Source organism: Amycolatopsis sp. NPDC049252, assembly GCF_043197175.1.
In the GTDB taxonomy this organism is placed as follows: domain Bacteria; phylum Actinomycetota; class Actinomycetes; order Mycobacteriales; family Pseudonocardiaceae; genus Amycolatopsis.
In genome coordinates, this window is record NZ_JBICSQ010000002.1 from 226,656 (window position 1) to 239,050 (window position 12,395).

General features: G+C 71.7%; 12 protein-coding genes. 11 read left to right on the top strand and 1 reads right to left on the bottom strand.

Annotated elements, in window-relative coordinates; translation table 11 throughout:
* Positions 1-50 precede the first annotated feature (50 nt).
* The 11 genes from ACGFMK_RS03990 (at position 51) to ACGFMK_RS04040 (ending at position 10,986) form a co-directional block, all read left to right on the top strand.
* Positions 51-1,292 (top strand): sensor histidine kinase, encoded by a 1,242-nt coding sequence (locus ACGFMK_RS03990; protein ID WP_392758218.1) that lies wholly within the window; start codon positions 51-53, stop codon positions 1,290-1,292.
* Positions 1,289-1,978, top strand: coding sequence for a response regulator transcription factor (locus ACGFMK_RS03995; protein WP_285482158.1), 690 nt, complete (start codon positions 1,289-1,291; stop codon positions 1,976-1,978). Before ACGFMK_RS03990 ends, ACGFMK_RS03995 begins: the two co-directional genes overlap by 4 nt.
* 115 nt (positions 1,979-2,093) lie before the next feature.
* Positions 2,094-3,077, top strand: coding sequence for a Ppx/GppA phosphatase family protein (locus ACGFMK_RS04000; RefSeq protein WP_392758220.1), 984 nt, complete (start codon positions 2,094-2,096; stop codon positions 3,075-3,077).
* 178 nt (positions 3,078-3,255) lie between these two features.
* Complete coding sequence (locus tag ACGFMK_RS04005) at positions 3,256-4,914, top strand: hypothetical protein (protein ID WP_392758222.1); 1,659 nt, start codon at positions 3,256-3,258, stop codon at positions 4,912-4,914.
* A 73-nt stretch (positions 4,915-4,987) separates the two neighbouring features.
* Positions 4,988-5,800 (top strand): sugar phosphate isomerase/epimerase family protein, encoded by an 813-nt coding sequence (locus ACGFMK_RS04010; RefSeq protein ID WP_392758223.1) that lies wholly within the window; start codon positions 4,988-4,990, stop codon positions 5,798-5,800.
* Positions 5,801-6,010: 210 nt separating this feature from the next.
* Entirely contained in the window at positions 6,011-6,781 is a 771-nt protein-coding gene (locus tag ACGFMK_RS04015) for a thioesterase family protein (RefSeq protein WP_392758618.1), read from the top strand.
* 312 nt (positions 6,782-7,093) lie between these two features.
* A complete protein-coding gene (proC, locus tag ACGFMK_RS04020) occupies positions 7,094-7,903 on the top strand; it encodes a pyrroline-5-carboxylate reductase (RefSeq protein ID WP_392758225.1) in 810 nt (269 codons plus the stop codon).
* A gap of 240 nt (positions 7,904-8,143) precedes the next feature.
* Positions 8,144-8,359, top strand: a complete 216-nt coding sequence (locus ACGFMK_RS04025; RefSeq protein ID WP_013222402.1) for a helix-turn-helix domain-containing protein — start codon at positions 8,144-8,146, stop codon at positions 8,357-8,359.
* A 166-nt stretch (positions 8,360-8,525) separates the two neighbouring features.
* On the top strand, positions 8,526-8,627 hold the full coding sequence (locus ACGFMK_RS04030; protein WP_007030867.1) for a 30S ribosomal protein bS22: 102 nt from the start codon (positions 8,526-8,528) through the stop codon (positions 8,625-8,627).
* A 263-nt stretch (positions 8,628-8,890) separates the two neighbouring features.
* Positions 8,891-9,934 (top strand): NAD-dependent epimerase/dehydratase family protein, encoded by a 1,044-nt coding sequence (locus tag ACGFMK_RS04035; protein ID WP_392758227.1) that lies wholly within the window; start codon positions 8,891-8,893, stop codon positions 9,932-9,934.
* Entirely contained in the window at positions 9,931-10,986 is a 1,056-nt protein-coding gene (locus ACGFMK_RS04040; protein ID WP_392758229.1) for a lysophospholipid acyltransferase family protein, read from the top strand. The genes ACGFMK_RS04035 and ACGFMK_RS04040 overlap by 4 nt, the downstream gene beginning before the upstream one ends.
* A gap of 414 nt (positions 10,987-11,400) precedes the next feature.
* On the opposite strand, the gene ACGFMK_RS04045 is transcribed toward ACGFMK_RS04040, so the two are convergent.
* A complete protein-coding gene (locus ACGFMK_RS04045; RefSeq protein ID WP_323329360.1) occupies positions 11,401-12,303 on the bottom strand; it encodes an HAD-IB family hydrolase in 903 nt (300 codons plus the stop codon).
* Between the last annotated feature and the right edge of the window lie 92 nt (positions 12,304-12,395).

Consider the following 12,395-nt stretch of genomic DNA (forward strand, 5'->3'; position numbering starts at 1 on the left):
AGGCGGACAACGCTAGGCCGAAGGGCCACATCACAGCTTACGATCGGCCTGTGACCACGCCTGTTTCACTCGCACTGGCCATCGGAACCCTGGTGGCCGGTGTGGTGGTCGGCTACTTCGTCGCGCGGGCGCGGATCCGCCGCGAGGAGACCCGGCCGCCGGGCCCGACCGTCGCGGAGCTGCTGGAGCGATTGGTCCGGTCCTCGCACAACGGCGTCGTCGTGCTCAACAAGTTCGGCGACATGGTGCTGCACAACCCGCGCGCCTACGAGCTCGGCCTCGTCCGGGTGAACCAGGCCGACCCGCGGGCCCGCAAGGCCGCCGAACAGGTCGTCGAAACCGACGAGCCGATGGAGATCGACCTCTCGCCGCTGGAAGCGCGCGGCCGCCAGCCGGAGGCGGTGCTCGGCCAGGTCCGGCCCCTCGGCGACGGCTTCACCGTCGTCGAGGCGGTCGACCACTCCGAGGCCATCCGGCTGGAGGCCGTGCGGCGCGACTTCGTCGCCAACGTCAGCCACGAGCTCAAGACCCCGGTCGGCGCGATCGCGCTGCTCACCGAGGCCGTGCTCGACGCCGCCGAGGACGTCGAGGAGGTCCGCCGCTTCGGCGGCAAGATCCTGCGCGAGTCCACCCGGCTCGGCCAGCTCGTCACCGAGCTGATCGCGCTGTCCCGGCTGCAGGGGGCCGAGCGGCTGCCCGACCTCAACGTCGTCGAGGTCGACGCGGTCGTGCGCGAAGCACTCGGCCGCACGACGCTCTCGGCGGAGTCCGCCGACATCAGCATCACCACCGACCCGGCCAGCGGCCTGCTCATCGAGGGCGACCGGACGCTGCTGGTCACCGCGCTGTCGAACCTGCTGGAGAACGCCGTCGCGTACTCGCCGGCCGGCAGCCCGGTGTCGATCAGCCGGCGGCTCGCCGACGGGATGGTCGAGATCGCCGTCACCGACCGCGGCATCGGCATCGCCGAGGACGAGCAGCAGCGCGTGTTCGAGCGCTTCTACCGCGCCGACAAGGCCCGGTCGCGGGCCACCGGCGGTACCGGCCTCGGCCTGGCCATCGTCAAGCACGTCGCGGCCAACCACGGTGGCTCGGTCGGGCTGTGGAGCCGTCCCGGCACCGGCTCGACGTTCACCCTCCGCATCCCCGCGCACGTCCGGCCCGAACCGGCGATCGAGCCGGCGCGGGCCGCCAAGACCTCGCCGGCACCACGGCAGGAGAAGACCCCCGAGCGCACCCAGAGGCTCGTGGTTACCGGGCAGGAAAGCCCAGATCATGGAGGAAACCTGTGACCAGGGTTCTCATCGTCGAAGACGAGGAGTCGTTCGCCGACCCGCTCGCCTTCCTGCTGCGGAAGGAAGGGTTCACCGCGGCGGTGGCCGGCACCGGCCAGGCGGCGCTCGAGGAGTTCGACCGCAACGGGGCCGACATCGTCCTGCTCGACCTGATGCTGCCGGGCATGAGCGGCACCGACGTCTGCAAGCAGCTGCGCCAGCGCTCCGCCGTGCCGGTGATCATGGTGACCGCGCGGGACAGCGAGATCGACAAGGTCGTCGGCCTGGAACTGGGCGCGGACGACTACGTCACCAAGCCGTACTCGGCGCGTGAGCTGATCGCCCGGGTCCGCGCGGTGCTGCGCCGCGGCGGGGAGCCCGGCTCCGAAGGCGAGTTGGCCCCGCTGGTGCTCTCGGCGGGTCCGGTGCGGATGGACGTCGAACGGCACGTCGTGACCGTCGACGGCGGGGAGGTGTCGCTCCCGCTCAAGGAGTTCGACCTGCTCGAGTACCTGCTCCGCAACGTCGGCCGGGTGCTGACCCGCGGCCAGCTCATCGACCGGGTGTGGGGTGCGGACTACGTCGGCGACACCAAGACCCTCGACGTCCACGTGAAGCGCCTGCGCTCCAAGATCGAGCCGGACCCGGGTTCGCCGCGTCACCTCGTGACGGTGCGCGGCCTGGGCTACAAGTTCGAGACGTAGAAGTCCACTTTGGGCGGTATCGCCCCGGTGTGGAGGCGCGCCGGGGCGGTACCGCACCGAGTGTTGTTGGTTACATGTTCGAGACCTGACGCTCGGGCCGGTACGCTGGACCCCCGTGCGCCTAGGGGTACTCGACGTCGGTTCCAACACCGTCCACCTTCTCGTGGTCGACGCCCACCGTGGCGCCCACCCGACGCCGATGCATTCCGAGAAGTCCGTGCTCCGGCTGGCCGAGCGGATCACCCGCACCGGAGACCTCAGCAGGACCGGTGCGGACGAGCTCGTGACCGCCGTCGAATCCGCCAAGGCCGCCGCCGTCCGGCTCGGCTGCGAAGAGGTCATGGCGTTCGCCACGTCCGCGGTCCGCGAGGCGAAGAACTCGGCGAAGGTGCTGGCCCGCGTGGCCGACGAAACCGGCGTCGAGCTGCGGGTCCTCTCCGGCATCGACGAAGCCCGCCTGACCTTCCTCGCCGTCCGCCGGTGGTACGGCTGGTCGGCGGGCCAGCTGCTGGTGCTCGACATCGGCGGCGGCTCGCTGGAGGTCGCGATGGGCCGCGACGAAGAGCCCGTGCTGGCCGAATCCCTGCCGCTGGGCGCCGGCCGCACCACCCGCACCCGGTTCCGGCACGACCCGCCGACGCGCTCGGAGCTCGTCGCCACCTCGGCGTGGCTCGACGACCAGCTCACCGAACTGGCGCGGAAAGTCACCAAATGGGGTGAACCCGACCGCGTCGTCGCGACGTCGAAGACGTTCCGGTCACTCGCCCGGTTGACCGGTGCCGCCCCCTCGGCGGCGGGCCCACGAGTGCGACGTACGCTCTCCGACACCGCATTGCGCCAGCTCCTGGCCTTCATCTCGCGGATGCCCTCGGCCGATCTGGCCCAGCTCGAGGGGGTCAGTTCGAGTCGATCGCACCAGCTGGTGGCGGGCGCGCTCGTCGCGCAGGCCACGATGCGGGCGCTCGGATTGCCGGAACTCGAGATCTGCCCGTGGGCTCTGCGAGAAGGTGTCATCCTGCGGCGGCTGGACCATTCCACCGGCGCGGATGAAACTGGAGCCGCCCTCGCGGCGCGTTTCGGCGCACAGGAGGACCGGTGAAAGCAGACGACTGGACTTCACCCAAGACAGTGTTTTGCTGGAAGCACGGGCACGATGGAGAGGTGACGGACATGCAGAGGACGACGTACAGCGCGCGCTGCGCCGCCGGCGTGCCGTCGGGAACCTCTTCCCGAGGTGCCGGCCGTGACAACTCGGGGCGCGCGGGGGATTACCAGGTATGACGGACCAGACCGGAGGCGACCAGCCGCAGAAGACCGTGGCTGAGCTGCTCGCCCAGCACGGTGCGCAGGTCGACGGCGGACGCCGTCGCCGTCGGCGCGCGGCCGATGACGACGACGAGCCCGGCACCCCCGAGGCGCCGCCCGCACCCCCGACGACCGGGTCGCACCGGCGTCCGGGCGTGAGCGACACCGGCCCGCAGGCCATCATCGACCGGGTCGCCAACGAGGGCGGGGGCCCGCCGCCGCCCGCACCGCCCGCCCGGCCCACCGGACGGCGCCGCTCCGAGCCGCCGGCCCCGCCGCCGGCCCCGCCGCCGTCCGCGCCTCGCGCCGTCCCGCAGGACTCGCAGCAGATGCCGCGTCCGCCGCAGCCCCCGGCCCGGCCCGCCCCCGGCGGCGCCGAGTCCGGTCAGTACGCGCGTCCGGTCCCGCCGGACTCGGGCCAGTACGCCCGGCCGCCGCAGGAGTCCGGGCAGTTCACCCGCCCGGCGCCCCAGGAACCGCCGCCGCCGGCCCCGCCGCGGCCGCAGGAGTCGGCCCAGCTGCCGGTGCCTCCTCGCGCCGCACCGCGCCGTCAGCCGCCTCCCCCACAGCCGTCCCAGCAGCTGCCGACACCGCCGCCCCCGGCGGCCGAGGAGACCCGCGCCGCCGTGCCGCCGGTCCGGCGTCGCCCGCCGCCACCGCAGCCCTCGCAGCAGCTGCCGACCCCGCCGCCCGGCGGCCCGCTGTCGGCCCGTCTCGACGGGCTGAACGGCACCCCGGACGCCGACATCGACGGGCCGCCCCCGCCGCCGATGCCCAGTGGCACGTTCGCGCCGCCGCCGCCGCCCGGCCCGCCGCGCCGGGGTCCGGCCCGCCGTCCGCAGCCGAAGCAGGAGGCGTACACCGAGCAGTTCTCGGCCGTCCCCGACGAGGAGCCGCCGCCCCCGCCGCGGAAGGGGAAGCCGGCCGAGATCCCGGACATCTCCACGCCCGCGGGTCTCGCCAACTGGCGCAAGCGCCGCCAGAAGGAGCAGATGGAGGACACCGAGATCGGCGTCATGCCGGTGGTGCCCACCGACACCCCGGACGACGGTTACCCCGACGACGACTTCGAGCCCGACGACGGCTTCGCCCCGGAAGGCAGCGGCTACCAGGCCGCCTACGACGCGGGCCCGCCGACCGGCACGTACCCGCCGCCGATGCCGTTCGCGCCCGGCGGCGACCGGGCCTCGCGGGCACCGATCCCGGACGACCTGGAGCCGTACGAGCGCGAGTTCGCCGAGCCCGGCTACCCGCCCGGCGGCCCGGACTTCGAGCAGGACGACTACGGCTACGAGCAGGCCGACGGCTACGAGGACGACGAGTACGACGACGAGCCGGAGCCGGCCGTGGAGCCGGAGCCGGCGGGCTCGCCGGGCAAGCAGTGGCTGGGCCTGGCCGGCCAGCTCGCGCTGGGTGTCGTCGGCGGCGCGGCCGTCTGGCTCGGCTTCAACTGGCTGTGGGTGAACCTCCCGGCCGCCGCGCTGGTCGCGGCGCTGCTGGTGGTCGTCGCGCTGGTCTGGATCGTGCGGAAGATCCGCCGCGCCGAAGACCTCCAGACGACGGTGCTCGCCGTGTTGGTCGGCCTGGTCGTGACCGTTTCACCGGCGGCGTTGTTGCTGGTAGGACGCTGATCGCGGGTAGGGGATGAGACCTGCGTCCCCTTCCCGGCCCGGCGGTGCGGCCCACCCTCGGTGACGAGGCAGGATGTCCGGCGTGACAGACGAGAAGCCGGTGCCCGTCGGGCTCAGCACGGCGTCGGTGTGGCCGCTCAAGGCCGGCTCGGCGTTCGAGCTGGCCGCCGAGCTCGGTTACGACGGCGTCGAGGTGATGGTCTGGGCCGACGCCGTCAGCCAGGACGTCACGGCCCTGCGCCGCTGGTCGCGCCGCACCGGCGTGCCCGTGCTGTCGATCCACTCGCCGTCGCTGCTGATCACCCAGCGGATCTGGTCGCCGGACCCGGTGGTGCGGCTGCGGATGTCGGTCGACGCCGCCGTGGAGCTCGGCGCGCGGACCGTGGTGGTGCACCCGCCGTTCCGCTGGCAGCGCCGCTACGGCGACGCGTTCGGTGACCTCGTCGACGAGCTGGAGGCGTCCAGCGGCGTCGAGATCGCCGTCGAGAACATGTTCAAGGTCCGGCCGCCGGGCGGGTCGAAGAACGCTCGCGTCTCGGCGTTCCGGCCGTCGATCGACCCCACCGACGTGGGGTTCCGGCACTACACGCTCGACCTGTCGCACACCGCGGCGGCGCGGATGGACGCGCTGGCGCTGGCGCAGCGGATGGGGGAGGGCCTCACGCACGTCCACCTCGCCGACGGCACCGGGATCCCCAAGGACGAGCACATGGTGCCGGGCCGCGGCGGCCAGCCGTGCGCCGCGCTGCTGGAGAAGCTGGTCAGCAACGGTTTCGCCGGCCAGATCGTGCTGGAGATCAACACCCGGCACGCCCTGACTCAGGCCCAGCGCGTCCGCGACCTCGCCGAGGCGCTGCTGTTCGCCCGCTTCCACCTCGGGCAGTAACTGAGCACGCACCACGACGCCCGCCTCCAAAACGGGCAGGCGAACACGTAAAGTTCCGACTGTGAACCCGTTGCTGTCGTTGATCTCCACCGCCCCCGGTCAGGACCCGTTTTCCCCGCTCGGGACGGTGGCCACGGACGGGGCCGCGCGTTCGTGAGCGCAACGGACGGCATCGCCGTGTCCTTCGACACGGCGACCGCGACGCGGTCGATGGGGGACGGCACCTTCACCGCGGTGCTGCGCGCGGAGTGGGCCATCGGGACCCATCCGCACGGGGGGTTCCTCCTGGCCCTGCTGGCCAAGGCGGGGATCGCCGCGCTCCAGGAACGTGGTGAGCCGCACGCCGAGCCGCTGGTCGTCAGCGCGGAGTTCCTGCACGCGCCCGCGCTCGGCCCGGTGCTGCTGCGCACGGACGTCCGGAAGGTCGGCCGGCGCGCCACGGTCGTCGAGGTCCGGCTGGAACAGCGCGGCCGCAGTTGCGTCGAGGCGCGCGTGACCACCGGGCGGCTGCCGATGCGGCGCCCGGAGTGGACCGACGTGCCGTCGATGCCCGCCGAGCCCGCTCCGGGGGCGCTGACGATGCCGGAGAGCCCCGAAGGCCCGTTCAACCTGGCCAAGGGCTGCGACGTCCGGCTCGACCCGGCGACCGCGGGCTACCTGTCCGGGCGCACCGGCGAGCCGCCGCGGATGCGGCTGTGGGTCCGGCCGCGCCACGGCCTGGTCGACCCGTACTTCACCCTGCTGGCCTCGGACGTCAACCCGCCGGTGGTGATGAACCTGGGCCGGATCGGCTGGGCGCCGACGGTGCAGCTGACGGCGCTGCTGCGCACCCGCCCGGCCCCGGGCTGGCTGCGGGTGATCGTCGAGTCGAGGTCGGTGCACGAGTCGTGGTTCGACTCGGACGCGACGGTGATCGACGCGCAGGGCCGGCTGGTGTGCCAGGCGCGGCAGCTGGGTCTCGCCCCGGCCTCGGGCGGCTGAGCCGGGGTCGTCTTGTCCCGTCGGGTGCGCGAGTGGTGGTTCGACCTGGACACGACGGTGGTCGGCTCGGAAAGCCGGTTGGTCGCCAGGCGCGGCAGGTGGGTCTTGCTCCGGCGTCGGGCGGCTGAGCGGGGTCGTGGGGTCCTGGTCGGCGCGCGAGTGGTGGTTCGACCCAGACGCGACGGTGATCGACGCGCAGGGCCGGCTGGTGTGCCAGGCGCGGCAGCTGGGTCTAGCCCCGGCCCCGGGCGGCTGAGCGATCGTCTAGGCCCGGCACCGGGCCGCTGAGGGGCGTTTGGCACGCTTGACGCCATGACGGTCATCGCGGTGCTGGGTGCGGGCAAGATCGGCGAGGCGTTGCTCTCGGGGCTGCTGCACGGCGGTCACGAGCCGGGCGACCTCCTGTTCACCGAGCGGTACCCGGCGCGCGTCGAGGAGCTGACGGCGCGCTACGGCGTCCGCGGTGTCGAGGTCGAGGACGCCGCGAAGCGCGCCGACGTGCTCGTCGTGGCCGTCAAGCCGCAGGACATCGACCCGGTGCTCGACGAGCTGGCGCCGCTGCTCGGGCCGTCGTCGCTGGTCGTGTCGCTCTGCGCGGGGCTGCCGACGTCGCTGTACGAGCGCCGGCTGGCCGAGGGCGTGCCCGTGGTGCGGGTGATGCCGAACACGCCGATGCTGGTGGGCGAGGCCATGAGCGCCATGTCCGCGGGCCGCCACGCGACCGCCGAGCACCTGGCCGTGGTCCGGGACCTGCTCTCGCACGTCGGCCAGGTCGTCGAGGTGCCGGAGGGGCAGCAGGACGCCGTCACGGCGCTGTCCGGGTCCGGTCCGGCCTACTTCTTCTACCTGGTCGAGGCCATGATCGACGCCGGCATCCTGCTGGGCCTGCCGCGCGCGCTGGCCGGGCAGCTGATCATCCAGTCGGCGGTCGGCGCGGCGAAGATGCTCGCCGAGTCGGAGGAGCACCCGGTGCTGCTGCGCGAGGCCGTGACGTCCCCGGCCGGCACGACCATCAACGCCATCCGCGAGCTGGAGAAGCACGGCGTCCGCGCGGCGCTGCTGGACGCCATCGAGGCGGCCAAAGACCGCTCGGAAGCGCTGGGGAAGGCCCACGAGGGTTAGTCCCGGCGCCGGGCAGGCCCCCTGGGTGTGCCCGGATTCGCCCGGATGGGGGGTTTCGTTCTCCGTGGGGCTGGAGTTGCACGCGCGAGTGCTTGTGCGTTAGCGCTGGTAGGAGCCCATCTCGGTGACAGGCGTCGCATTAGTCCCACCAGTCCCGCTACTCTCGATAGAGCACGTGCGTGTCGATACCACAGGTGGGGAAGCCTCGTGGCGCGACACGTGTCTAAGGACGCGGTAAAAATGTCGCCGAACAAGAAGGAGGATCTGCCGGCAGTCGGGCAGGTCCAGTTCCTGACGGTCGCCGAGGTGGCCACGCTGATGCGGGTCTCCAAGATGACCGTCTACCGTCTCGTGCACTCGGGTGAGCTGCCCGCCGTAAGGGTCGGGAAGTCCTTCCGGGTGCCGGAGAAAGCAGTGCACGAGTACCTCCAGGGTGCGTATTACGACGTGGGCTGATCAGGTCGGCAGGCACGCCGCCGCCAGCGGCGCGCGGGGCTTGGACGTGCCCGCCGACCGGCCCGCGCAACGTGGCGGGTAACCTGGAAAACCGCTCGTGCCTGTGCGCTCCACCCGTTGGACGCTGCGCCGGGCAGCGTGACCGACGACGAACTAAGGAGCGCCCATGGGCTCTGTGATCAAGAAGCGCCGTAAGCGCATGTCGAAGAAGAAGCACCGCAAGCTGCTTCGCCGCACGCGAGTGCAGCGTCGTAAGGCCGGCAAGTAGTAACCCGGCTCAGCCGAGCGTAGCCGTGGCCCGTCCAGTCTCTGGGCGGGCCACGTCCATGTGGTGGGCGTGCCTCCCCTGTTCGAGTGAGGCGTTCATCGCTTTTCGGGGCGTAGCGGTTAATAGCATGTAAGACACCCTGGGACTACCACTGAAGAGCGGTAACATCTCAATGTCCCGCGCGCGATGCTTCCAGTGAGTGCAGGTTCGCGCACCTCGGGTGATCGCACGTCCCCCACTCGCCCTACGCCACAGGGAGCCGTATGCCGTCGAACATCGTGCTCGTCACCGGGGTCGCCGGGGAACTGGGCGGGAAACTGCTCGCCCGGCTCGGCAACAACCCCGACTTCGAGCGGGTCATCGGCGTCGACACGGTTCCGCCGGACAAGACGGTGCTGCAGCGCATGGGCCACGCGGAGTTCGTCCGCGCGGACATCCGGAACCCGTTGATCGCCAAGGTGATCAGCACGGCCGAAGTGGACACTGTGGTGCACGCGTCGTGCACCGCGCACCCCGCCGGGCCCGGCCGTCGCACGGCCATCAAGGAAGTCAACGTCATCGGCACCATGCGGCTGCTCGCGGCCTGCCAGCGTTCGCCGCTGGTGCGCAAGCTGGTCGTCAAGTCGACCGCCGCGGTGTACGGCGCGGGCGCGCGCTCGCAGGCGGTGTTCACCGAGGACTCCGAGCTCATCCCGACGTCGACCAGCGGGTACGCGAAGGACGCCGTCGAGATGGAGGGTTACGTGCGCGGCCTGACGCGGCGCCGCCCGGACATCACGACCACTTTGTTCCGCTTCGCCAACATCATCGGACCTTCGACCGACACGGTCCTTTCGCGCTATTTCGCCCTGCCGGTGGTCCCGACCGTTTTCGGTTACGACGCGCGGATCCAGTTGCTGCACTCTTCGGACGCGTTGTCCGTTTTGGAGCGTGCGACGGTCGAGGACAAGCCCGGCGTGTTCAACGTCGGCTCGGACGGGGTACTCACGCTCTCACAGGCGATCCGGCGAGCGGGCCGGGTCGAGCTGCCGATGCCGCGGAGCGTGGTCCCGTCGGTCGGGAAGGTGCTGCGCGGCGCTCGTGTCGTCGACTTCTCCGCCGACCAGGTGCGGCTGCTGAACTTCGGCCGGGTGGTCGACATCACCAAGCTGAAGCAGGATTTCGGCTACACCCCGCGGTGGACGACGCGTGAGGCGTTCGACGACTACATCGTCGGACGCGGCCTGCGCCCGGTGCTCGACGGTGGCCGGTTGGCGGGCCTGGCCGGCAAGGTGCTCGTCGCTGCGGCGACCGGGCAGAGCCGATGAGCAGACCGCACGACTTGAACGACTTCGAAAGCGAGGCGGAGACGGTGGGCGGTGCCGAGGCACAGGTCATCCCCCTGCACGGACCGGGCCGGGAGAAGCCGGCGGCGCAGGCCGCGGCGGCGGCCGCGGAAGACCTGCGGGAGGCCGATGCCGCGCGGGAAGACGCCCCGGTCGTCGCGTTCCCCGGCGCCGAGCAGCCGGCCCCGCCACCCGACGTGCTCTCCGCCGCGGCGAGGTCCGCGCTCGGCTTCATCCGCGACCGGCTGACCGGCGACTACACGGTCGACGAGTTCGGTTTCGACGCCGAACTGACCGACGCGGTGTTCCTCCCGCCGCTGCGCGCCCTGTACCGGAACTGGTTCCGCGTCGACACGCACGGCGTCGAGAACCTCCCGGCCGAGGGCGGCGCGCTGCTGGTGTCGAACCACTCGGGCACGTTGCCGCTGGACTCCCTGATGACGGCGGTCGCGGTGCACGACGAGACCGGTGGACGGCACCTGCGCGGCCTTGGCGCCGACCTGGTGTTCCAGGTGCCGCTGGTGGGCTCGTTCGCCCGCAAGTCCGGCCAGACGCTGGCCTGCAACGCGGACGCGGAACGTCTGCTGCGCCAGGGTGAGCTGGTCGGCGTGTGGCCGGAGGGCTTCAAGGGCGTCGGCAAGCCGTTCTCGTCCCGCTACAAGCTGCAGCGCTTCGGCCGTGGCGGTTTCGTGTCGGCCGCGCTGCGCGCGGGCGTCCCGATCATCCCGGTGTCGGTGATCGGCGCCGAGGAGATCTACCCGAAGCTGGGCGACATCAAGCTGCTGGCCCGCATGCTGGGCCTGCCGTACTTCCCGGTGACGCCGTTCTTCCCGCTGCTGGGCCCGCTGGGCGCGATCCCGCTCCCGACGAAGTGGAGCATCGAGTTCGGCGAGCCGATCCGCACGGACGCCTTCGAGCCGGACGCCATGGACGACCCGATGCTGGTCTTCCAGCTGACGGACCAGGTGCGCGAGTCGATCCAGCAGACGCTGTACCAGCGGCTTTCGCAGCGCAAGTCAGTCTTCCGCGGCTGAGCCGGTGGACGAGTTGTCCACAACGGGGCCAGTCATCCACAGATTTCCGCGACGCCCGTTTTGAGCCGCCGGTGCCGATAGACTGGACCAGGGGACGCCCCCCGGGATAGGGCGGGGGCTGCTTTCTGGCGAGTGAGGCGCGGCTCAGGGGCAGCGGAAGCCGATTTGGCGTCTCGACTTCGTGTCGTCCGCCTAGGTACGCGAGTCGTCCGCGCAGGTACGCGTGTCGTCCCTTCGGGTACGCGAGAGCGCGGTCGGCGAGGTGATCAGAACGCCGACACGTGTGATCGAAGAGTCGACTCGCGTGATTGAACGGACGACACGCGTATCCGGATGGACGACACGCGTACCTGCGCGGACGACACGCGTACCTGGCTGGACGACACGCGTACCGGGATGGACGACACGACGGGCTCAGCGGCGGCGGTAAGCCATCCCCGCGGCCACCGCCCCCGCCAAAGCTCCGGCCCCCAGTACCGAAGGCACGCCGATCTTCGCCGCTTTGCGGCCCGTGCGGAAGTCGCGGATCTCCCAGCCTCGGGCGCGGGCCACGTCACGCAGGCCGCCGTCCGGGTTGACCGCCACCGCGGTGCCCACCGCCGACAGCATCGGGATGTCGTTGGCCGAGTCCGAATACGCCGTGCAGCGCTTGAGGTTCAGGCCTTCGCGGGACGCCAGTGCGCGGACCGCGTGGGCCTTCGCGCGGCCGTGCAGGAGGTCGCCGACCAGGCGGCCGGTGTAGACGCCGTCGCGGGTTTCGGCCACGGTGCCCAGTGCGCCCGTGAGGCCGAGGCGGCGCGAGATGATCGCCGCCAGCTCGATCGGGGTCGCCGTCACCAGCCAGACGCGCTGGCCGGCGTCCAGGTGCATCTGGGCCAGGGCCCGCGTGCCGGACCAGATCTTGTCGGCCATCAGCTCGTCGTAGATCTCTTCGCTGATCGACGTCAGCTCGTCCACCGTGCGGCCGGCCACAAAGGACAGTGCGCGCTCGCGGTGGGACTTGATGTCTTCCTTGTTCTCACGGCCGCCGAGGCGGAACTTGATCTGGCCCCAGACGAACCCGGCCAGATCGGACGAGGTGAAGAACTTCCGCGCCGCGAGCCCGCGGGCGAAGTAGAAGATCGACGCGCCCATCATCATCGTGTTGTCGACGTCGAAGAACGCGGCCGCGGTGAGGTCCGGTGGCGCGGGCGGGGTGGGCGGCTCGGCGGCTTCGGAGACCACACGGGCGTGGGCGGCCTCGGCCGAGGCCTCACCCGCGAGCGTGGCGAGCCGCTCGAGCTCCTGACTCTTGTCCCTGCCACGCCAAGCTGACACGCAACACCGCCTCCACGCTCTGCCCACGTCCCAGCGAACGTCCTTCGCACAGGGTAGCGAGCCCCCCACCACTGTGTCGCAGGTGTGGCCCG

What these genes read in the sequence shown, in the direction of transcription:
- proC (WP_392758225.1), top strand. Translation starts at nt 7,094, where the DNA reads ATGACGGTCATCGCGGTGCTGGGTGCGGGCAAGATCGGCGAGGCGTTG.
- ACGFMK_RS04010 (WP_392758223.1), top strand. Translation starts at nt 4,988, where the DNA reads ATGTCCGGCGTGACAGACGAGAAGCCGGTGCCCGTCGGGCTCAGCACG.
- ACGFMK_RS04005 (WP_392758222.1), top strand. Translation starts at nt 3,256, where the DNA reads ATGACGGACCAGACCGGAGGCGACCAGCCGCAGAAGACCGTGGCTGAG.
- ACGFMK_RS04040 (WP_392758229.1), top strand. Translation starts at nt 9,931, where the DNA reads ATGAGCAGACCGCACGACTTGAACGACTTCGAAAGCGAGGCGGAGACG.
- ACGFMK_RS04015 (WP_392758618.1), top strand. Translation starts at nt 6,011, where the DNA reads ATGGGGGACGGCACCTTCACCGCGGTGCTGCGCGCGGAGTGGGCCATC.
- ACGFMK_RS04025 (WP_013222402.1), top strand. Translation starts at nt 8,144, where the DNA reads ATGTCGCCGAACAAGAAGGAGGATCTGCCGGCAGTCGGGCAGGTCCAG.
- ACGFMK_RS04035 (WP_392758227.1), top strand. Translation starts at nt 8,891, where the DNA reads ATGCCGTCGAACATCGTGCTCGTCACCGGGGTCGCCGGGGAACTGGGC.
- ACGFMK_RS04030 (WP_007030867.1), top strand. Translation starts at nt 8,526, where the DNA reads ATGGGCTCTGTGATCAAGAAGCGCCGTAAGCGCATGTCGAAGAAGAAG.